Raw genomic sequence first — 19,972 nt, 5'->3', positions numbered from 1 at the left:
CGCATCGACGCGGTGTCGGCGCCGCGTCGCTCAGTCGACCAGGATGGTGGCGAAGGTCGCGATCTGACGGAAACCCACACGGCTGTAAGCACGTCGGGCGATGCGGTTGTAGTCGTTGACGTACAGGCTCGCCGTACGGCCCGTCGCCACAACGGCATTCGCGACCGCCGCGGTGCCCGCGGTACCGGCACCGGAGCCGCGATGCTCGGGATGCACCCACACACCCTGGATCTGGCCGGTCCGCCGGGACAGGGCGCCGATCTCGGCCTTGTAGACCACCACGCCGTCCTCGAAACGTGCCCAGGCCCTTCCTGATTCGATCAGGCTCTGGATGCGCCGACGATAGCCGCGGCCACCGTCACCCGCGCGGGGATCGACGCCGACCTCTTCGATGAACATGGCGATCGCGGCGGTCAGATAGCGGTCGATCTCGTCGGGCCTGACCCGGCGCACGCCCGCGTCCGGACGGACCAGGGCGGGCTGGGTGAGCGCGAGCAGGGGTTGGTCGGCGCGCAGATCCCGGGCCGGGCCCCACTTGGGCAGCAGCAGTTCCCACAGCGGCAACGCCAGTTCCTGCCTGCCGACCACCGAGGAGCACACGCGAGGCCAGCGGACCGCGCGATCGGCGAACGCGCGGATGGCCTGCTGATCACCGCGCAGTGGGACCAGGTTGGCGCCGGAGAAGCACAGGGAGTCCGCGGGGCCACCGCGGCTCCACAGCTCACCGAGGCCGCTGCGCGCGTCGAGTCCGAACTCCTGGACGCGGGCGGCGATCATGCACGACGCCACCGGATCGGCGTCGAGCACACGCAGTACCTCGCCCAGATCCCGGACGGACACCGGGCGCGCGGGGGCGGTCTTGGACCGTCGCGTCGGCTCCAGCAGACTCCGCACGGCACCAGCCTGCCACGAAAGCACGCGCAACGGTACGGGTCCGTCGAATCCGAGGCCCGACCGTGAGTAGCGACCGTCAGCCGGCTGCATCTACTCGGCGGGTTCGCGAGGGCCTGCGTGGTGACGCTGCGCTACCGCCTCCGGCCCGCCGTCTCACCCGACCGTGACGACCGGCTCACTACCCGGCTGATCGCCCATCTCCTCGGCGATGCGCATCGCCTCTTCGATCAGCGTCTCCACGATCTGGGATTCCGGCACGGTCTTGATGACCTCGCCCTTGACGAAGATCTGGCCCTTGCCGTTGCCGGAGGCCACGCCGAGGTCGGCCTCGCGCGCCTCACCGGGACCGTTCACCACGCACCCCATCACCGCGACCCGCAGCGGCACCTCGAGGCCGTCCAGGCCCGCGGCGACGGCATCGGCCAGGGTGTAAACGTCGACCTGGGCGCGACCGCACGACGGGCAGGACACGATCTCGAGCTTGCGGGGGCGCAGGTTCAGCGACTGCAGGATCTGGCCGCCGACCTTCACCTCCTCGGCGGGCGGGGCCGACAGCGAGACGCGGATGGTGTCGCCGATGCCCTCGCTGAGCAGCGCGCCGAAGGCCACCGCGGACTTGATGGTGCCCTGGAACGCCGGACCGGCCTCGGTGACGCCCAGGTGCAGCGGATAGTCGCTCTGCGCGGCCAGCTGCCGGTAGGCCTCCACCATGATCACCGGATCGTTGTGCTTGACCGAGATCTTGATGTCGCCGAAGCCGTGGTCCTCGAACAGGCTCGCCTCCCACAGCGCCGATTCGACCAGCGCCTCCGGAGTGGCCTTGCCGTACTTCTCCATCATCCGCTTGTCCAGCGAACCGGCGTTGACGCCGATGCGGATCGGGATCCCGGCGGCACCCGCGGCCTTGGCGACCTCGCCGACGCGGCCGTCGAACTCCTTGATGTTGCCCGGGTTCACCCGGACCGCGGCACAGCCCGCGTCGATCGCGGCGAAGATGTAGCGCGGCTGGAAATGGATGTCGGCGATCACCGGGATCTGCGATTTCCGCGCGATGGTGGCGAGCGCGTCCGCGTCTTCCTGGCGGGGACAGGCCACCCGGACGATGTCGCAGCCCGAGGCGGTCAGCGCCGCGATCTGCTGCAGGGTGGCGTTGATGTCGTGGGTCTTGGTGGTCGTCATCGACTGCACCGAGATCGGGGAATCACTGCCGACGCCGACCGAGCCAACCATGAGCTGGCGGGTCTTGCGCCGAGGTGCGAGAACAGCAGCGGGGGCGGCGGGCATCCCCAATCCGATTGTGCTGGTCACGTTCGGCTGCCTTCTTTCCTACATTTCTCGGGTGTTGCTGCCGAGCTTAGTCGCGCGGGGTGACCGGGCGCCCTGTGAGGGGCACGACACCGGCCCGCGCGAATCACGGCAGACGGATGGGATTGACGATGTCAGCGGCGAGTGTCAGGAGCATGAACGCACCGCCGATCACCACCACCACATAGGTGGCGGGCAACAACTTGAGGTAGTCGACCGGACCGGCCGGGGCCTTACCGAGCCAGGACCGCAGGGTGTTGCGGATCTTCTCGTAGATCACCACCGCGATGTGACCACCGTCCAGCGGCAGCAGGGGCAGCAGGTTGAACGCGCCGAGGAAGAAGTTCAGGCTGGCCAGGACCAGGATGAACATGCCCCACAGGCCACGCTCGGCGGTCTCGCCACCGATCCGGCTGGCGCCGTACACGCTGACCGGGGTCTCGGGATCACGCTCGCCACCGGTCACCGCCTCCCACAGCGCCGAGACCTTCTGCGGCATCTTGGCCAGCGACTTCACCGTCTCCACCATGAAATCGCCGGCGAACACGACGGTCGCCGGGATCGCGGCGACCACCCCGTACTGCTGGGGCTCGGCGAAGTCGGGACCGACACCGACCGCGCTCACCTCGCGGCTCGGACCCTCCTTCGGCGAGCGCAGGACCCGCTCCGGAGTGACCGGCACGGTCAGGGTCTGGCCGTCACGCTCGATCGTGTAGTCGAAGGTGCCGCTCTGCTTCTGCGTCTCGGCCTGGAACTCGGTCCAGGTGCTGACCGGCACGCCGTTCACAGCGGTCACCACGTCACCGCGCTGCAGTCCGGCGCGCTGGGCGGGACCGTCACCGGTGCACGCGGCCAGGGTCCTGTCCGGATTCTCCTGCGCGACGCAGCCCATGGTGCCCAGCGAGGTGGCGGGCGGCTGATGCAGCTGCGGCAGGCCCCAGCCGATCGCCAGGACCACCAGCAGGATGAAACCGAGCAGGAAGTTCATCGCGATGCCGCCGAACATCACGACCAGGCGCTTCCAGGCCGACTGGCGATACATCGCCCGTTCGACCTCCTCGGGCTCGAGCTCGTCGAGAGCGGTCATACCCGCGATGTCGCAGAAGCCACCCAGCGGCAGCGCCTTGAGGCCGTACTCGGTCTCCCCGCGCCGGAACGAGAACACCTTCGGTCCGAAACCGATGAAGTAGCGGCGCACCTTCATCCCGGTAGCCTGCGCGGTCCACATGTGCCCGCATTCGTGCAGCGCGATCGAAATCGTGATACCGACGGCGAACAGTGCGAACCCCAGCGCGAATACCATCAGGGCCTTTCGTGTTTATTGGCGGCTGGTGCCGCGGGTTTTCGGCCTCGTAACCCCGAATCCGAGGGGCGATACTGCGGCTTCGCCGTTACGTCTCGCCCCTCGGATCCGGGGCGGCCGAAAACGTGGTGGTTTCGGTTTGTTCGTCAGGTCAGGGGGTTGTTTTGCCCGCGATGGTGTTCGCGGCGTACTCCCTTGCCCAGCGGTCGGCCGCGAGGACGTCGTCCAGGGTATCGGGTTCTGCCTGCCAGCGATCTGCGGCCTCTACGGCGCGGGTGACGGTGCGCACAATGGCGGGGAAGGTGATCTTGCCGTCGAGGAAAGCCTGGACGGCGACCTCGTTGGCGGCGTTGTAGACGGCGGTCACACTGCCGCCGGCTTCCCCTGCCTGGCGGGCCAGCTGCACAGCCGGGAATACCTTGTCGTCGACCGGTTCGAAGGTCCAGGTGGACGCGGTGCCGAAATCGCAGGCCGGGGCGGCGCCGGGGATGCGGTCGGGCCAGCCGAGGGCCAGGGCGATGGGCAGCTTCATGTCGGGCGGGCTGGCCTGGGCCAGGGTGGAGCCGTCGGTGAAGGTGACCATGGAGTGCACGATCGATTGCGGGTGCACGGTGACGTCGATGCGGTCGTAGGGGACGCCGAACAGCAGGTGGGTCTCGATCAGTTCGAGGCCCTTGTTCATCAGGCTGGCCGAGTTGAGGGTGTTCATCAGGCCCATCGACCAGGTGGGGTGCGCCTTGGCCTCGTCAGGGTTCACCGACTCCAGCATCTCGGTGGTCCAGCCACGGAACGGGCCGCCCGAGGCGGTGAGTACCAGCCGGGCCACCTCGTCCGCGGTGCCGCCGCGCAGGCACTGGGCCAGCGCGGAGTGCTCGGAGTCGACGGGCACGATCTGGCCGGGCGCAGCGGCGCGGGTCACCAGGGAACCACCGGCGACCAGCGATTCCTTGTTGGCCAGCGCGAGCCGGGTTCCGGCGGCGAGGGTGGCCAGGGTGGGTTCCAGGCCCAGCGAACCGACCAGTGCGTTGAGTACGACGTCGGCTTCGGTGCGGCGCACCAACTCGGTCACCGCTGCCGCGCCGCCCAGTTCGAGATCGAGCGCCTGGGCGGCGGCGGGATCGGCGACGGCGACATTGCGGGTGCCGGTGGCGGCCATCTGTTCGGCCAGCAACGCGGGATTGCCGCCGCGCGCGGCCAGGCCGACCACTTCGAAGCGGTCGGGGTTGGCGGCGATCACCTCGAGCGCCTGGGTCCCGATCGAACCGGTACTGCCGAGGAGCAGCACCTTCACCCGATCGGTGGACTGGGAGTGGTCGTGCGCGGCACGCGTTGCGGGGTGGGACACGGCCCCATTGTGGCAGGGCTGCTGGCTACGACGGACGGTCGTATGCCACGATATGCCTACTCGCCCAACCAGTACTCGAGCCCTAAGGAGCGATCGTGGCCGCCACGGACCTCGAAAAAGCCAGCACCGAGCGCCCCGTCGCCACCAGCGTCGACCCCGCCGAGGTGCCCTCGGCAGCATGGGGCTGGAGCGGTGAGTCGCGCCGCACCTTCCAGATCGCCGGCTGGTTCGTCGTGATCGCGCTGCTCGCCATGACCATCGGCAACCACCAGGGACACGTGGAGGACATCTTCCTCGTCGGTCTGGCCGGGCTGATGGCGCTGCTGCTGGTCGTCGACTCGCTCACCAAGCGCATCCCGAAGTAACCCTTCGGCCAGATCACGCCTGCGGCCCTGCTGTGCCGCAGGCGTTTTCGTCTGTCCGAAGCAGGTCAGCGACCGCGTCGAGCGCCCGGCTTGCGGCCACGGCCCTGGCGGACGCTCTGCTGTTTGGCCGCGGGCTTCTTCGCGGTGTTCTTGCGTGCCGGAGCCGCCGCCCGCGGGCGCGCGGCCCGTTCCGGTTCGGGCGCCGCCCCACGGGAGCTGTTGGCCGAGCGGCCACGCACGATCCCGACGAACTCCTCGAGCAGGTCGGTGTCGGAACCAGCGGGCCAGGCCATCGCGATCTCGGTGAACTCGGTGTCGCTGATCGGGCGGTAGACCAGGTCACGGCGATGATGCAGGCGCGCGATCGACTGCGGCACGATCGCCGCCCCGCCGACGGCCGCGACGAGTGCGAGGGTGTCGGCGGCCTGATCGAGGTCGGCGCTGTCCTGCAGGGTCTCCTCGGCCAGATCGGCCGGGCTCACCGCGTCGAGCAACGAGAGCGCGTCGTCCTTCTGCACCACCGCGACCGGGGTCTCCCGCCACAGCGGGATCGCGTTCATCGCGGTCCGGTCGATCGGCAGTCGCACGAAGCACAGATCGACGCGGCCGTCGCGCAGCGCGCTCTCCTGCTCGCCCTGCGCGACGCCGACGACCTCGAGCGGATGATCCGGCAGCCGGTCGGCCCAGATCCGCGCCCACTTCGACACCGTCACCCCCGGCACGAAGCCCACCCGCAGGCTCGCGGGGGCATCGGGCTTGTACTCACGTTCGGCCTGTTCGTGCGCCCGGATCAGTTCCCTGGCGTGGCCGAGCAGCGCGGCGCCGTCCTCGGTCAGCTGGGTCGGCGAGGCGCCGGGCACGAAGACCCTGGTGCCGAGTTCTTGCTCCAGCTCGATCACGGTGGCGCTCAGCGCCTGCCGGGGAATCCGCAGTGCCTTGGCCGCGCGCGCGAAATGCAGTTCCTCGGCGACGGCGACGAAGCGACGCAACCGGGCGAGGTCGATGGAGTCGGCGGCGGTGACGTCGAAGTCGCTCATTCTGACCAGAATATGGCACCGCCGCACGCGTCGATCACACGCTGGCGGCCACCAGCGCGATGAACACCGCGACGATCACGACACAGACCAGCAGGATCAGGTACGTGCCGAGGGCCGATCCCCAGCCCCGCGTCGGCGGCGGCGCGTGCGGAACCGGTGACCGCATCTGCGGCGACGACCACCCGGGCGGCACGCCCTGCTGGTACGGCGGAACCGGCCCCCGCGCCGCCATCGGCGGCTGGTAGGGCGCCACCGGCTGGGCAAAGGGCGCGACCGGGGCGCCCGCGGTCCCCACCGGGCGCATCGGCTGCATGCCGACGAACGGCGCGGGCCGCGCGTGCTGTCCCGACGGCGCCACCGTCGGACGGGCACCGGTCGTCCCGGTCCGCAACGCCCGCCGCGCGGCCTCGACGAACTCCTCGCACGAGTCGAACCGGTCGGCGGGACGTTTGGCGAGCGCACGCGCCATGACGGCGTCGAGGACCGGCGGCAGCCCGGCCCGGCGCGGGCTCACCGGCGGCGGTGGCGCCTGCAGGTGACCGGTGATCACGGCGGCCGGACTGGCCGATTCGAACGGCGCCGCGCCGCTGAGCAGCGTGTACAGCGTGCAGGCCAGCGAGTACTGGTCGGCACGGTGGTCGAGGGCGGCGCCGGTGAGCTGTTCGGGCGCGGCATAGGCGAGGGTGGCGGTGAACGAGCCGGTCTCGGTCAGGTGCCCGGAATCGTCGCGCAGGCGCGCGATGCCGAAGTCGGTGAGATACACCCGTTCCTGACTGCTGGAGCGGGCCAGCAGGATGTTGGCCGGTTTCACGTCGCGGTGCAGGACGCCGCAGCGGTGGGCGTAGTCGAGCGCGGCGGCGGTCTCCCCGATGATCTGCAGCGCCCGGTCCGGCGGCAGCGACACCGGATCCAGGCTCGACGCGTCGACACCGTCGATGTACTGCATGCTGATCCAGAGCTGATCGCCTTCGACGCCGCGATCGAACACCGTCACGATGTTGGGGTGGTCGAGCTGGGCGACCAGATCGGCTTCGCGTTCGAACCTGGCCCTGATCTCCTTGTCGGAGAACAACTCTCGATTGAGCAGTTTCAGCGCGGTCCAGCGCGGCAGGCGCGGATGCCTGGCCAGGTACACCGACCCCATTCCGCCGCGCCCCAGCTGCCGGTCGATCGTGTATCCAGCGAACACCGTCCCGTCAGAAACCACTCTGACCCCCGAATCTCGCTCGTCGTACCGACGGCCTGGACCCTACCAAACGCCGCGAGACCGGGTCGGCGAGCTGACCGACCGGCTCACCAGGGCACGGCGGCGACCTGCTGGGACAGCTCGTCGAGCACCTGCTCGCCCTTCACCTGGGGAATCGTGAACAGGACGAAGCGTTCCCGCTGGGGATCGGTGAACGACGAGATCACCGTGGACACCACCCCGCCGTATTCGTCCTGATAGACGAACCGGCGGTCCCGGCGGAACACACCGGTGGACTCGCCGCGGTCCTCGGCGTCGACGGCGAAGGTGTTCACCGCCGACTCGGCGGCGGGCGCGACGTCGAAACTGTAGAAGCGGAAGGCGAACCCGTCGCCGGATGGACCCAGGCATTCCCACATCGCCTGCCAGCCGTCGAACGCGGATTCCAGGCCCTGCCGCGCGAAGGACGGCTGCCACTGCGGCACAGCCCGGCAGGTCGTGAAGTAGTAGCCGTCGGAGCCTCGGTGGGAATCGGGCAGCATGCTGGGAAACGCAGCCGCCATCGCGTTCAGGTCCGTATGACCCTGCGACCGGCCCAGCGTCACCGCGACGAAACCGGTGTCGTCCCGCCACACCCACACGCCCGCTCCGGCGAGGAGCGCGACGACGATCGCCAACGCCACCAGGGGCCCGCGGCGCCGGCGCCGAGCCCGAGCGGCGGGGCGCTGCGGATTCGGTCGCTCTGGTGCCACCGGTCGCGGCATGTCGCTCTCGGGCCTGAGGCTCTGCTGGGGCGTGGAGCTCTGCCGTGCCGCATTGCCATGCTGACGCGCATGGCCCTGCCGAGGCGCGGAGCCCTGCGCGGACACATTGCCGTCCTGGGGCGCATGGCCGCCCTGCCGAGGCGCGGAACCCTGCGGGGCCGCATCGCCGTGCCCGGGCGCATGGCCCTGCCGAGGGACGGAGTCCTGCCGAGCCGCATTACCCTGCCGAGGCGCGGAGTCCTGCCGGGTGGCACTGCCATGCTGAGGCGCGTGGCCCTGCCGAGGCACAGAGTCTTGCCGGGGCGCATTGCCGTGCTGGGGTGCGGCACGGGGTGGCATGGCCGCCCGCTGCGTCGACGGCGAAAGCGCGGCGCGATGTGGCGTAGGTGCCCCGGTATGCCGCGGCGGGGCAGCACCATGCGCTATCGGCGCGGTCGGGGCGGACGAATTCGCCTGCGGCAGTTGCGGTGATGACGGCGCCCCGAGCACGGTGGGCTCCGAGCCGTTCCCCGTGAGCGCACGCCGTGCGGCAGCGGCGAATTCCGCGCACGAGTCGAAGCGATCGGCGGGCCGTTTGGCCAGCGCGCGGGCCAGCACCGCGTCCAACGCCGCCGGAAGTTCGCGACGTTGGCCGCGTACCGACGGCGGCAGCGACTGCAGATGCCCCTGGATGACCAGCACTGGATTGGCCGCCGCGAACGGGCCAACGCCGGTGAGCAGCGCGAACAGCGTGCACGCCAGCGAATACTGATCGGCGCGATGGTCCAGGTGCGCGCCGGTGAGCTGTTCGGGTGCGGCATAGGCCAGGGTGGCGGTGAACGTGCCGGTCTGGGTCAGGTGGTGGACGTCGTCGCGGGGACGGGCGATACCGAAATCGGTCAGCAGCACCCGTTCCTCGCCGTCACGGTCGGCCAGCAGGATGTTGGCGGGTTTCACATCGCGGTGCAGCACGCCGTTGCGGTGCGCGTGATCGAGCGCCGCCGCGGTCCCTTCGATGATGCGCAGGGCCCGCTCGACCGGGACCGGACGTGGGATGGCCGCCGCGTCGACCCCGTCGACGAACTGCATACTGATCCACAGCCGGTCCTCGTCGACACCCCGGTCATACACCGTCACGACATTCGGATGCTCGAGCTGCGCCGCCAGATCGGCCTCCCGCTCGAACCTGACCCGCATCTCGGCGTCGGCGAACAGCTCCGGGTTCAGCACCTTCAACGCGGTCTGCCGCGGCAGCCGCGGATGACGAGCGAGGTACACCGACCCCATGCCACCGCGCCCCAGCTGACGTTCGATCGCGTACCCGGCGAAGACATCACCCGTCGCAAGCATGCTTCTCCCGTTGTCCGGCTGACTCGAGCACAGCCGTGAACGACTGTCGCGCGGCCGCATTCAACTTAGCGCTTGCACGGTCGGGGCCCGAACGGTCACTCCTCGACGCGCACGCCCATCGACCGAGCGGTTCCGGCGACGATGCGCATGGCCACGTCCACGTCGCCGGTGTCGAGGTCGGGGAGTTTGCGGATCGCGATGCGACGCAGATCAGCACGCGAGATCGCGCCCACCGGCTTGTGCCCGGGCTGAGGTGCGCCGGGCCGGCCGAGGACCGCGCGGATCAGCGAGGCCGTGGGCGGGGTCTCGAGCCGCATGGTCCAGCGTTGGCGGGCGTCGACGGTGATGACCGCGGGAATGATCTCCCCGCGTCGATCCGCGGTCGCGGCGTCGTAGCGATGTTTGACCGCGAACGGCGGGACACCGGTGGGGCCGAGCATCTTGCCGAGGATCATCAGCGAGGCATTGCCGGCTTCGAGTTCGAGAGTGACTGTGACGGGGGCTTTTTCGGGCGCCATGGTCAACCATCTCGAATGGATGCCTCGATCCGGTTCCGCACCGATAACGCCTGGGCCGCAACGTGACTCGAGACGATCACCGTCGTGCCCGCCGACCATGCCCCTTTCGCCGGGAAACTGTCCGCCCGTCCGCTCCCCCGCACGAATCGGACGCCCGCTCGGGGATTCGAGTCGCCGTCCTCGCCATCGCCTGGCAGGCTGGACCGGTGCAGCGTGACGTTTCCGCCAACATGGAGGTTGCGGTCCATGCCGACGCGATGCTGCAGTTCCAGGTCGCGGTCGCCCGACAACCCGGGCTGGCCGTGGTCGAGGCGCTGACCTGCTCGGTCGACGGGGAGTTCCTCACCCCGCGCGAGGTGATCGGCCCCCACAATTCCCGCATCCACGTGCTCGATGCCCCCGCGGGCACCCTGCGGCTGGACTATCGGGCGAGCGTCTCGGGCACCGCCACCCCCGAGACGATCACCGACTACGACCTCGCCCTGTACCGACGACCCAGCCGCTATGCCGAGTCGGACAAGCTGCTCGGCTTCGCGGCGGCCGAATTCGGCTACGGCATCGTCGACCCGGACATGCCCGCCCGGGTCGCGGCGTGGGTCGGCAGGCGGATCTCCTACGTCTCGGGCAGCAGCGCGCCCATCGACGGCGCCGTGGAAACCCTGCTGTCGGGCACCGGCGTCTGCCGCGACTTCTCCCACCTGGTGGTGGCGCTGTTGCGCGCGGTCGGCGTCCCGGCCCGGGTGGCGGCGGTCTACGCACCCGGCTGCGTCCCGATGGACTTCCACGCCGTCGCCGAGGCCTACGTCGACGGCATGTGGCGCACCTTCGACCCGACCTGCCTGGCACCAAGAATGAGCCTGGTCCGCATCGCCACCGGCCGCGACGCCTCCGACATCGCCTTCCTGGACAACCTCGGCGGCGACATCACCCTGAACTCGATGGTGGTCAACGCCTTCATCGAGGGACCACTCCCCTACGACGACTTCGTCCAGCCGATCCGCATCGAATAGAACTCAGCCCTCGGCGGCAAGCTGACCCTGCCCACGGCGGTCAACCGGTAGTCGGCACCACGACCGTGGTCAGGCGAAAGAGGTCGACCGGGCCAGCCAAGTCGGTCATCACTCCCAGCAGCCCCTGACAGGTGTTTTCATCGTAGAAGAAGATGCCGGTCCTGCCTCCGAGAGACCGAAATCCATGCCAGAACTCGAGATCGGCAAGATAGACGGTCGGCTCGACGCCCGAGGACCGACGCCAGCCGCGCTGTTGCGCGACCCGGTCGATCGCCGCGTCGATCAGTGGACTCGTGGCCGGTCGACCCGCATTCATGAAGTCCGCCCGCATCGCCAACTCGTCGTGGAAATAGGTCCACGGAACAACAAAATCCTTTGCCGTCCTGAGAAGTTCCCGCAGGTGGGCCCCTCGGTCCCGCAGAGAGGTGGATGATTCAGAAACCATGTTGCGACCCCTGGTTCGTTCGACGGATACCCTTGGTCAAGCTGAGGCGCCAAGCGTAACCGGGCTCACCGACATGAACCGTCGCCACTCGATCAGCCCTCGCCAGCCAGTTGCCCACCCATCTTTCTCGTACCCGAAATCGACAGTGACACCATGGCATTCACGAAGCCAGCCAACCCACACACAGTGTGCGCGGACGGCGGCGGAATCGAACCGCCAGGTCACCTCCAATACTCCGGTGACATGACCCACAGGGCGCGAGTACGTTGCGTCTATGGCCGACATGTTCCTGGTGAACTTCGGCGACGACGAAGATCGAGCTCGCCGTCGCGCCGAGCAGGCAGCTGAACAGAGCCGCCTGCGTCAACGTCATGCCGAGCATCTCGTGCGCGCGGCGGCGATCGATCCGGCCGCCGCCGAACGGGTTGTCGCCGCAATCTTCCATTCTGTCGACGGGGATGGCGAACCGTGTCGGTGCGGGTGCCATCCCCGGTTGGCGGCGATGCATGGCGACGGGCTGGACTGCCCCTGCACCTGGTCGGAGGAGCGACGGGTCGCCGACCGCCGGACGCGGTGGGCCGAGTGGCACGACAGCGAGACGGCCCAGGAACTGCGGCGAATGTACGAACGAGACCAGCAGCAGATCCAGGCGTGGCTAGGTGGCCAGGTCGGCGTCACCGCCGAACAGACGACCACGTTCGCACCGGAGCAATGGCACGGGGAAGTCGACGGACACAGCTTCTATTTCCGTGAGCGCCACGGACTCTGGCGCCTCGAACTCGACCTCCGCCCCAACGGCCATTCCGCCCAGCGCGTCACCGGTTTCTCGGATTCGAACGAGCCCACAACAGAACCGATCCCACTCACCGAAGGCGACATCATCGCCGAAGGCGTGGAATCCGACCTCGGAGATGGTCCGGTAGAGCACCTCGAGTTCATCGTCCGCACCATCCGCGACCACCTGTGGCAACACACCTGCGACCACGCCGGATCCCTCTTCTACTGCCCGAAATGCGGCAAACGAATCTCGGAACCCAGCAGCCGGTGATCCCCGCGTGGATTCAGTCTTGCCAATAGAACAGGAGTTCCCTGACTCGCAAGGGTTCTCGGTCGCCGAAGTGATACACCGAGAGGGACTCGAAAACGGTTTCCGCGAGCGTGTTGTCGATATGACGGAACTCTGCCAGGGCCGTCTTCACACGGTCGGCGTCGCCGTGGGCCAGGAAGAACGGCCCGAGGGTACTCACTGTGACGCGGCCCGCCAGGGTTTCGATGCTGTGGTAGGTACCGGCGCCCTGTCGGTGTTCGTCACCGGCCGAGAGGGGTTGACCCGGTTGCAATCCCGCCTGGTCGAGGGCGGATACGGCGCGGCCGAGTAGCTCTTGCCCGTCCGGGCCTTCGTAGGGCGGGAGCAACGCGGCCTCGATCAGCCAGCGTGGGTCGGTATCGGGAGTGCCCGGTGCGTACTGGCGCAGGATTGCCGCCCGGACATCGGCGGGGACGTCGGGCAGTGCGATCGATGGCGGGCCGAGCGCCTCCCACAGGGCACGAACTTCGGTGGGGTGATGAGCGGAGAGAACGGCCAGGGCCCACAGTTGGGCCGGCCCCGGAGTTGTCGCCGATGCCATGAGCGACTCGACGCGCCGCTGGGGTCCGCGCAACGGAACCAGGCGGTCGTAGGCTGCGCGAGCCACGCTGACGGACGGATCGGCCAACGCGGGCACGATATCGAATCCTGTCTCGTGCGAAAGCCCGACTCCGATCAGTCGGACCGCCTGCGAACGTCCCGAAAGCATCAGGGCGCGGGGCGATTCCATACCGAGCACCGCCGGCAGTCCGTGCATCACGATGAGCCCGCGCAGGGCCCGAACTCCCGGCGCGCTTCGATGCGACCACGCGTCCGCCGCCATCTCGACCAGCGAATCGGCCACGCTGATGTCGCCCAGTAGTGCACGCGCTGTCAGCATCGCATCGTCGAGACGACAGGACGCGTAGTCGCCCGCGAGGGACTGGCCGCGTAGCCACTCGAGCAGCGCCTCGCGGTGCGGCCCCGCTGCCGAGGTCAGGACTTCGAGCACCGATATCCGTACATCGACCTGGTCATCATCCGAACAGACGAGGTCGACGAGCTCCATCATGCGTTCGGCGGGCACCTTCCCGAACAACGCACGGGCACAGCGACGCCGGTGATGCCAAGGGTTGGCACCGTCGAGCACGAAGGTGATCAGATCATCGACCGGGACCGTGGTGAGCCTTCGGGTGATCTCGATGTCGGAGACCCGGTTCGCGGGCCAGTCCTCGATCGACCCGAACAGGTCGGGTCCGATCGCACTCACCCTTCCGCGGCCAGCTGTCCGCAGGCGGCTGCGATTTCCTGGCCGCGCGTATCGCGCACCGTGCACGGCACACCCTGCGCGTTGACGCGCCGAACGAACTCCGCCTCAACAGGTTTCGGGCTCGCATCCCACTTACTACCCGGGGTCGGATTCAGCGGAATCACATTGACGTGCACACGAGAACCCAAGGCCTTGTGCAGCTTCTGGCCCAGCATGTCGGCGCGCCAGGGCTGGTCGTTGATGTCGCGAATCAGGGCGTACTCGATGGAGACGCGTCGTCCGGATTTGTCGGCGTAGTAGCGGGCCGCGTCCAGGACCTCGGCCACCGGCCAGCGATTGTTCACCGGGACGAGGGTGTCTCGGAGTTCGTCATCGGGGGTGTGCAGGGATACCGCGAGCGTGACCGACATCTCCTCATCGGCCAGCTTGCGGATCGCCGGGGCCAGCCCCACGGTGGAAACGACCACGCTGCGCTGGGAGATACCGAGCCCGTCGGGCGCGGGCGAGGTGATTCGGCGCACCGCGTTGACCACCCGCTTGTAGTTGGCCAGCGGCTCGCCCATTCCCATGAACACGATGTTGGACAGGCGCCCCGGCCCACCGTGTATCTCGCCGTCGCGCAGCGAGGCGGCTGCGGCCCGCACCTGGTCGACGATCTCGGCGGTGGACAGGTTGCGGTTGAGCCCGGCCTGGCCGGTCGCGCAGAACGGGCACGCCATGCCGCAGCCCGCCTGGCTGGAGATGCACAGGGTGTTGCGGTCGGAGTAGCGCATGAGCACGCTCTCCAGCAGGGTGCCGTCGTGGGCGCGCCACAGCGTCTTGCGGGTGTCGCCGGAGTCGCAGGCGACGTGGCGCACCACCGACAGCAGCGGCGGGAAGAGGGTTTCGCCGACCTTGTCGCGCACGTCGGCGGGCAGATCGGTCATCAGCGCCGGGTCGGACTGCAACCGGCCGTAGTACTGGCGCGCGAGCTGATCGGCGCGGAACTTCGGCAATCCCAGCTCCTGCACCGCGGTCTTGCGCTCGTCCGCGTCGAGATCGGCGAGGTGGCGCGGCGGCATGCCGCGGCGCGGGGCATCGAAGACGAGGGGCAGGGAGGTGGCCATAATTCCCCCATTGTCCCAAACGAGGTGCCGGGCCCGGTGGGCGGGCCGCCACGCCGGGCCGTGTTATCGAGAAGATGCGTGCACGGGCGATAGCAGTCGGCAATGATCGATCCATGTCCACGAACGCAGAATCGGGCGCGTCACCGGCTGCTCACGAGCCGGTTCCCGTGCCGTCCGACCCCACCGACACCAAGAAACACCGCCGTGCCGAACCCGACCGTCCGGCCAAGCGCGCCACGCCCGACGCGCTCACCCGGTCACGCACCGGCTATACCTGGATCGCGCTGCTCGCCGCCGCGATCCTCGGCATCGTCCTGATCATCTTCATCATCCAGAATCTCGACAAGGCACAGGTGAACCTGCTGTTCTGGGATTTCTCGCTGCCGCTCGGCATCACCGTGCTGCTGTCGGTGATCACGGGCGTGCTGTTGATGGGGCTGGTCGGCGGCGTGCGCATTCTGCAGCTGCGGCACGCGGCCAAGAAGCCCTGAGCGGCGCGGCTCAGAGCAGCGCGCTGAGCACCAGCCACGACACGAACGCCGAGGGCAGCATCGAGTCGAGGCGGTCCATGATGCCGCCGTGCCCGGGCAGCAACGTGCCCATGTCCTTGATGCCGAGCTCGCGCTTGATCTGCGACTCGATCAGATCGCCCACGGTGGCAACGACCACCAGGCCGACACCGAGCACCACGCCGATCATCGAGTTGGCTTCCAGCAGCAGGGTGACCGTCAGCAGGCCACCGATCACGCTGAACACCAGCGACCCGCAGAACCCCTCCCAGGACTTCTTCGGGCTGATCGCGGGCACCATCGGATGCCGGCCGAACAGCACACCGGCCACGTAGCCGCCGACGTCGGAGCAGACCACCAGGATCATGAAGGTCAGCACCCGCAGGTTGCCGTCGGGTTCGAGCAGCAGCAGCGTCGAGAACGCGGCGAGCAGCGGGATCCAGCTGAGCGTGAACAGGGTGATCGCGGTGTCGCGCAGGAAGTTGCGCGGCGCGGTGTGCAGACCGTGGTCGAACAGCCGCCACACCATGCACACCAGCACGGTCGCGGCGAACGCGCCGAGCACACCGCTCGCGCCCCACGGCCAACCCGCCCAGAACACGGCCTGACCGCCGACCAGGAGCGGAATCCGCGGTACCAGCACGTCGGCCTCGCGCAGCCGCTTGGTGACCTCCCAGGTCGCGACCGCGACCGCGACGCCGACCACCCCGATGAACACCTTGGGCACGAACAGCAGGATCGCGATCAGCGACAGCCCGAGCCCGAGGCCCACCGCCAGCGCCGCGGGCAGGTTGCGGCCCGCACGCGAGGTCGGCCCCTGCGGCTGTTCGGGCGGCGTGGCCGCGCCGCCGGGCACGTCTACGGTGTCCGGCATCGGATCCGGTGCCGCTCCGGTGGCGGCGGCGTCTTCGGCCACGATTGTCCCGTCGCTCAACTCGTCGTTCCGTTCATCCCCCGCACGAGCGGGACTGGTGAGATCTGGCGCGCTCAGACCTCGAGCAGTTCGGCTTCCTTGTGCTTGACCAGCTCATCGACCTGGCCCACGTACCTCGCGGTGGTCTTGTCGAGCTCCTTCTCGGCGCGCCCGACCTCGTCCTCCCCCGCTTCGCCATCCTTCTGGATCCGGCTCAGTTCGTCCATCGCCTTGCGGCGGACGTTGCGAATCGAGACCTTGGCGTCCTCACCCTTGCCCTTGGCCATCTTGACCATCTCACGACGGCGTTCCTCGGTGAGCTGCGGCACCGTGATACGCAGGATGTCGCCGTTGTTGGTGGGGTTGACGCCCAGGTCGGAGTTGCGGATCGCGTTCTCGATCGGGCCGAGCTGGCTCTGCTCGTAGGGCTTGATCACGACCATGCGCGGCTCGGGCACGGTGATGCTCGACATCTGGGTGATCGGCGTCAGCGAGCCGTAGTAGTCGACCAGGACCCGGTTGAACATGCCCGGGTTGGCGCGGCCGGTGCGGATGCTGCCCAGATCGTCCTTCGCCACCGAGACGGCCTTCTCCATCTTCTCCTCGGCATCGAAGAGCGCTTCATCAATCACGACCGATTCCTCCACAGCGTCGTCATCGTCATCGTCCGCGGATGCGGCGTCAGGACCGAACCAGGGTGCCGATGTGTTCACCGGCGACCGCACGGGCAATATTGCCCTTGATCAACAAATTGAACACCAGCATCGGCATCTGGTTGTCCATGCACAAGCTGAATGCCGTCGCATCGGCGACCTTGAGCCCCTTTTCGATCACTTCCTTGTGGGTGATCTCGGTGAACATGGTCGCGTTCGCGTCTTCGCGCGGGTCGGCGTCGAACACGCCGTCGACGGCCTTGGCCATCAGCACCACATCGGCGCCGATCTCCAGGGCGCGCTGGGCGGCGGTGGTGTCGGTGGAGAAGTAGGGCATGCCCATGCCGGCGCCGAAGATCACCACGCGGCCCTTCTCCAGGTGTCGCTTGGCGCGCAGCGGCAGGTAGGGCTCGGCGACCTGACCCATCGTGATGGCGGTCTGCACGCGGGTGTCCACGCCCTGCTTCTGCAGGAAGTCCTGCAGCGCAAGGCCGTTCATCACGGTGCCGAGCATGCCCATGTAGTCGGAGCGGGCCCGCTCCATGCCGCGCTCCTCGAGCTCGGCGCCGCGGAAGAAGTTGCCGCCGCCGATCACCACGGCCACCTGCACGCCGGTCTCGACGATCTCGGCGATCTGCTCGGCCACGGTCTGCACCACGTCGGGATCGAGGCCGACGCCCCCGCCACCGAACATCTCCCCACCCAGCTTCAGCAGCACCCGGTTGTATCCAGGGCGGTCGTTACCCGGGTCGGTCATGGGTGTTCGTCTCCTTCGGCGAGGTAGAGATCGGGTCGAGCTCGAGGGCGTGCGGACCGGCCGCACAGCAAGGCAGAGCGGCATCCATCCTGCCTTATCCGGTTCCCGGTCCCGCACAAGACCCCCTCGCGTGGGCGACGCGAGGGACGGTCGGCGGCCGGGCACGGCAAACGCCCCCGATGCCGGTGAGCATCGGGGGCGCGTACTGCGGCCTGATCAGGCCTGGCCGACCTCGAAGCGGGCGAAGCGGGTCAGGGTGACACCGGCCTCGTCCAGCAGAGCCTTGACGGTCTTCTTCGAATCGGTGACCGAGGACTGCTCCAGCAGGACGACGTCCTTGAAGAAGCCGTTGACCCGGCCTTCGGTGATCTTCGGCAGCGCGGCTTCGGGCTTGCCCTCTTCGCGCGCGGTCTGCTCGGCGATGCGGCGCTCGTTCTCGACCAGCTCGGCCGGGACCTCGTCGCGGGTCACGTACTTGGCCTTGAGCGCGGCGACCTGCATGGCGGCGGCACGAGCGGCCTCGGCCGCGGCCTCGCCCTCACCGGTGTACTCGACCAGCACGCCGACGGCGGGCGGCAGGTCCGAGGCACGCTTGTGCAGATAGGTGGCGACCGGGCCGTCGAAGGAGACGACGCGACGCAGCTCGAGCTTCTCGCCGATCTTGGCGGCCAGCTGCTGCACGGCCTCGTCGACGGTCTTGCCGTCGAGCGGCAGCGCCTTGAGCGCGTCCACATCGTTGGGCTTGGCGGTCGCGGCAGCGGCGACGACGGCGGCGGCCAGCTCCTGGAACTCCGCGTTCTTGGCGACGAAGTCGGTCTCGGAGTTGATCTCGACCAGGACGCCGTCCTTGGCCACGACCAGGCCCTCGGCGGTCGCGCGCTCGGCGCGCTTGCCGACGTCCTTGGCGCCCTTGATGCGCAGCACCTCGACGGCCTTGTCGAAATCACCGTCGGAATCGGCCAGCGCGTTCTTGCAGTCCATCATGCCGGAGCCGGTCAGCTCGCGGAGCCGCTTCACATCAGCAGCGGTGTAGTTCGCCATCGGGGGCGAGCCTCCTCGTGTGTGGGGTGCTTGGGGTTTACACCACCTTGCCGACCGCTTCTGAATTCAGAAGGGCCGGCAAGGTGAACGTAGAACTACCGATCAGCTCAGAAGTCGGCCGGGGTGTGCTGCGCCGGGTCGGCCTTGACCTCGGCCTCGGCCTCGGCCGGGGTCTCGACGGCCGGAGCCTCGGTGGCAGCGGCTTCGGTCGCCACAGCGGCGTCGGCGGCCGGGGTCGCCTGAGCCAGCAGCTCCTGCTCCCACTCGGCGAGCGGCTCGCCTGCACCGGCTTCGGGCTTCGCGTCGCCGGAAGCCTGGCCCGCGCGGGCCTGCACGCCCTCGGCCACCGCGGAGGCGACGACCTTGGTCAGCAGGGCGGCGGAACGGATCGCGTCGTCGTTACCCGGGATCGGGTAGTCGACCAGGTCGGGATCGCAGTTGGTGTCCAGGATCGCGATGACCGGGATGTTCAGCTTGCGCGCCTCGCCGACGGCGATGTGCTCCTTGTTGGTGTCCACGATCCAGATGGCCGAGGGGACCTTGGCCATGTCGCGGATACCACCGAGGGTGCGGTCCAGCTTGGTCATCTCACGCGTGAGCATGAGGATTTCCTTCTTGGTGCGACCCTCGAAACCACCGGTCTGCTCCATCGCCTCGAGTTCCTTGAGGCGCTGCAGGCGCTTGTGCACGGTGGAGAAGTTGGTGAGCATGCCACCCAGCCAGCGCTGGTTGACGTAGGGCATTCCGACGCGCAGCGCCTCGGAAGCGATCGACTCCTGGGCCTGCTTCTTGGTGCCGACGAAGAGGACGGTGCCACCGTGGGCGACAGTCTCCTTGACGAACTCGTAGGCCTTGTCGATGAAGGTCAGCGTCTGCTGCAGGTCGATGATGTAGATGCCGTTGCGGTCGGTGAAGATGAACCGCTTCATCTTCGGGTTCCACCGACGAGTCTGGTGGCCGAAGTGCGCGCCGCTGTCGAGCAGCTGCTTCATGGTTACGACAGGCATAGCTACCGTAGCTCTCTTTCGTTGCCGGTTGTCGCGGTCGATCGGCGATCGACCGCCCTGGCGCCACCGAAACCGCCGGACCCAGGTCTGCGAGACCGGGACCAGCCGACGATTCCACTGTTCATCCGTTGAAGAACTCGCGCGGACAT

Annotated in this window: 20 protein-coding genes; 4 read left to right on the top strand and 16 right to left on the bottom strand. The window is 68.5% G+C overall.

Annotated elements, in window-relative coordinates; translation table 11 throughout:
- Positions 1-30: 30 nt before the first annotated feature.
- The 4 genes from ACFVVM_RS00100 to dxr all read right to left on the bottom strand — a co-directional run bounded on the left by ACFVVM_RS00100 (position 31) and on the right by dxr (position 4,847).
- Positions 31-894, bottom strand: coding sequence for a GNAT family N-acetyltransferase (locus ACFVVM_RS00100; RefSeq protein WP_387611177.1), 864 nt, complete (start codon positions 892-894; stop codon positions 31-33).
- 153 nt (positions 895-1,047) lie between these two features.
- Entirely contained in the window at positions 1,048-2,202 is a 1,155-nt protein-coding gene (gene ispG, locus ACFVVM_RS00095; RefSeq protein ID WP_387611175.1) for a flavodoxin-dependent (E)-4-hydroxy-3-methylbut-2-enyl-diphosphate synthase, read from the bottom strand.
- A 103-nt stretch (positions 2,203-2,305) separates the two neighbouring features.
- A complete protein-coding gene (locus ACFVVM_RS00090) occupies positions 2,306-3,502 on the bottom strand; it encodes a M50 family metallopeptidase (protein WP_387611173.1) in 1,197 nt (398 codons plus the stop codon).
- Between the two features lie 151 nt (positions 3,503-3,653).
- Positions 3,654-4,847, bottom strand: coding sequence for a 1-deoxy-D-xylulose-5-phosphate reductoisomerase (gene dxr / locus ACFVVM_RS00085; RefSeq protein ID WP_387611171.1), 1,194 nt, complete (start codon positions 4,845-4,847; stop codon positions 3,654-3,656).
- A gap of 95 nt (positions 4,848-4,942) precedes the next feature.
- Between dxr and ACFVVM_RS00080 the strand changes: the two genes are divergently transcribed.
- Positions 4,943-5,212: a DUF2631 domain-containing protein gene (locus tag ACFVVM_RS00080; protein ID WP_387611169.1), complete on the top strand. Its 270-nt coding sequence runs from the start codon at positions 4,943-4,945 to the stop codon at positions 5,210-5,212.
- A gap of 65 nt (positions 5,213-5,277) precedes the next feature.
- On the opposite strand, the gene ACFVVM_RS00075 is transcribed toward ACFVVM_RS00080, so the two are convergent.
- The 4 genes from ACFVVM_RS00075 to ACFVVM_RS00060 all read right to left on the bottom strand — a co-directional run bounded on the left by ACFVVM_RS00075 (position 5,278) and on the right by ACFVVM_RS00060 (position 10,046).
- The gene (locus ACFVVM_RS00075) at positions 5,278-6,249 is read right to left on the bottom strand and encodes a LysR family transcriptional regulator (RefSeq protein ID WP_387611167.1); all 972 of its coding nucleotides are present in this window, start codon (positions 6,247-6,249) and stop codon (positions 5,278-5,280) included.
- Positions 6,250-6,283: 34 nt separating this feature from the next.
- Positions 6,284-7,456 (bottom strand): protein kinase, encoded by a 1,173-nt coding sequence (locus ACFVVM_RS00070; RefSeq protein WP_387611165.1) that lies wholly within the window; start codon positions 7,454-7,456, stop codon positions 6,284-6,286.
- Between the two features lie 86 nt (positions 7,457-7,542).
- Positions 7,543-9,528 carry a protein kinase gene (locus ACFVVM_RS00065; protein ID WP_387611162.1) on the bottom strand — a complete coding sequence of 662 codons (1,986 nt, stop codon included), beginning with the start codon at positions 9,526-9,528 and terminating at the stop codon, positions 7,543-7,545.
- 95 nt (positions 9,529-9,623) lie between these two features.
- Entirely contained in the window at positions 9,624-10,046 is a 423-nt protein-coding gene (locus ACFVVM_RS00060; protein ID WP_387611159.1) for an uL11 family ribosomal protein, read from the bottom strand.
- 206 nt (positions 10,047-10,252) lie between these two features.
- Between ACFVVM_RS00060 and ACFVVM_RS00055 the strand changes: the two genes are divergently transcribed.
- A complete protein-coding gene (locus tag ACFVVM_RS00055) occupies positions 10,253-11,056 on the top strand; it encodes a transglutaminase family protein (protein ID WP_387611156.1) in 804 nt (267 codons plus the stop codon).
- A gap of 40 nt (positions 11,057-11,096) precedes the next feature.
- Here ACFVVM_RS00055 and ACFVVM_RS00050 read toward each other — a convergent pair whose 3' ends face one another.
- Complete coding sequence (locus ACFVVM_RS00050; protein ID WP_387611153.1) at positions 11,097-11,501, bottom strand: hypothetical protein; 405 nt, start codon at positions 11,499-11,501, stop codon at positions 11,097-11,099.
- A gap of 274 nt (positions 11,502-11,775) precedes the next feature.
- Here ACFVVM_RS00050 and ACFVVM_RS00045 point away from each other — a divergent pair, with 274 nt between their 5' ends.
- A complete protein-coding gene (locus tag ACFVVM_RS00045) occupies positions 11,776-12,549 on the top strand; it encodes a hypothetical protein (RefSeq protein ID WP_387611150.1) in 774 nt (257 codons plus the stop codon).
- Positions 12,550-12,562: 13 nt separating this feature from the next.
- Here the strand turns inward: ACFVVM_RS00045 and ACFVVM_RS00040 are convergent, their stop codons facing one another.
- Both ACFVVM_RS00040 and rlmN read right to left on the bottom strand, forming a co-directional pair.
- A complete protein-coding gene (locus ACFVVM_RS00040) occupies positions 12,563-13,717 on the bottom strand; it encodes a hypothetical protein (RefSeq protein WP_387611147.1) in 1,155 nt (384 codons plus the stop codon).
- Between the two features lie 116 nt (positions 13,718-13,833).
- Positions 13,834-14,943 (bottom strand): 23S rRNA (adenine(2503)-C(2))-methyltransferase RlmN, encoded by a 1,110-nt coding sequence (rlmN, locus tag ACFVVM_RS00035; RefSeq protein WP_387611144.1) that lies wholly within the window; start codon positions 14,941-14,943, stop codon positions 13,834-13,836.
- A 113-nt stretch (positions 14,944-15,056) separates the two neighbouring features.
- Here rlmN and ACFVVM_RS00030 point away from each other — a divergent pair, with 113 nt between their 5' ends.
- On the top strand, positions 15,057-15,434 hold the full coding sequence (locus ACFVVM_RS00030) for a lipopolysaccharide assembly LapA domain-containing protein (protein ID WP_387611141.1): 378 nt from the start codon (positions 15,057-15,059) through the stop codon (positions 15,432-15,434).
- Between the two features lie 10 nt (positions 15,435-15,444).
- Here the strand turns inward: ACFVVM_RS00030 and ACFVVM_RS00025 are convergent, their stop codons facing one another.
- From ACFVVM_RS00025 to rpsB, 5 genes are all read right to left on the bottom strand, one after another.
- Positions 15,445-16,326, bottom strand: a complete 882-nt coding sequence (locus ACFVVM_RS00025) for a phosphatidate cytidylyltransferase (protein WP_387616665.1) — start codon at positions 16,324-16,326, stop codon at positions 15,445-15,447.
- Positions 16,327-16,439: 113 nt separating this feature from the next.
- Complete coding sequence (gene frr, locus ACFVVM_RS00020; RefSeq protein WP_387611138.1) at positions 16,440-16,997, bottom strand: ribosome recycling factor; 558 nt, start codon at positions 16,995-16,997, stop codon at positions 16,440-16,442.
- Between the two features lie 49 nt (positions 16,998-17,046).
- On the bottom strand, positions 17,047-17,775 hold the full coding sequence (gene pyrH / locus ACFVVM_RS00015; RefSeq protein WP_387611135.1) for a UMP kinase: 729 nt from the start codon (positions 17,773-17,775) through the stop codon (positions 17,047-17,049).
- A gap of 216 nt (positions 17,776-17,991) precedes the next feature.
- Complete coding sequence (tsf, locus tag ACFVVM_RS00010) at positions 17,992-18,816, bottom strand: translation elongation factor Ts (RefSeq protein ID WP_387611133.1); 825 nt, start codon at positions 18,814-18,816, stop codon at positions 17,992-17,994.
- A gap of 107 nt (positions 18,817-18,923) precedes the next feature.
- Positions 18,924-19,823: a 30S ribosomal protein S2 gene (gene rpsB, locus ACFVVM_RS00005; RefSeq protein ID WP_387611130.1), complete on the bottom strand. Its 900-nt coding sequence runs from the start codon at positions 19,821-19,823 to the stop codon at positions 18,924-18,926.
- Between the last annotated feature and the right edge of the window lie 149 nt (positions 19,824-19,972).

The organism is Nocardia sp. NPDC058176, assembly GCF_042883805.1.
Classification (GTDB): domain Bacteria; phylum Actinomycetota; class Actinomycetes; order Mycobacteriales; family Mycobacteriaceae; genus Nocardia.
This window is presented reverse-complemented; position numbering and strand designations above follow the sequence as displayed.

What these genes read in the sequence shown, in the direction of transcription:
- ACFVVM_RS00065 (WP_387611162.1), bottom strand. Translation starts at nt 9,528, where the DNA reads ATGCTTGCGACGGGTGATGTCTTCGCCGGGTACGCGATCGAACGTCAG.
- tsf (WP_387611133.1), bottom strand. Translation starts at nt 18,816, where the DNA reads ATGGCGAACTACACCGCTGCTGATGTGAAGCGGCTCCGCGAGCTGACC.
- ACFVVM_RS00025 (WP_387616665.1), bottom strand. Translation starts at nt 16,326, where the DNA reads ATGCCGGACACCGTAGACGTGCCCGGCGGCGCGGCCACGCCGCCCGAA.
- ACFVVM_RS00050 (WP_387611153.1), bottom strand. Translation starts at nt 11,501, where the DNA reads ATGGTTTCTGAATCATCCACCTCTCTGCGGGACCGAGGGGCCCACCTG.
- ACFVVM_RS00045 (WP_387611150.1), top strand. Translation starts at nt 11,776, where the DNA reads ATGGCCGACATGTTCCTGGTGAACTTCGGCGACGACGAAGATCGAGCT.
- pyrH (WP_387611135.1), bottom strand. Translation starts at nt 17,775, where the DNA reads ATGACCGACCCGGGTAACGACCGCCCTGGATACAACCGGGTGCTGCTG.
- rlmN (WP_387611144.1), bottom strand. Translation starts at nt 14,943, where the DNA reads ATGGCCACCTCCCTGCCCCTCGTCTTCGATGCCCCGCGCCGCGGCATG.
- ACFVVM_RS00060 (WP_387611159.1), bottom strand. Translation starts at nt 10,046, where the DNA reads ATGGCGCCCGAAAAAGCCCCCGTCACAGTCACTCTCGAACTCGAAGCC.
- ACFVVM_RS00075 (WP_387611167.1), bottom strand. Translation starts at nt 6,249, where the DNA reads ATGAGCGACTTCGACGTCACCGCCGCCGACTCCATCGACCTCGCCCGG.
- ACFVVM_RS00030 (WP_387611141.1), top strand. Translation starts at nt 15,057, where the DNA reads ATGTCCACGAACGCAGAATCGGGCGCGTCACCGGCTGCTCACGAGCCG.
- ACFVVM_RS00090 (WP_387611173.1), bottom strand. Translation starts at nt 3,502, where the DNA reads ATGGTATTCGCGCTGGGGTTCGCACTGTTCGCCGTCGGTATCACGATT.
- rpsB (WP_387611130.1), bottom strand. Translation starts at nt 19,823, where the DNA reads ATGCCTGTCGTAACCATGAAGCAGCTGCTCGACAGCGGCGCGCACTTC.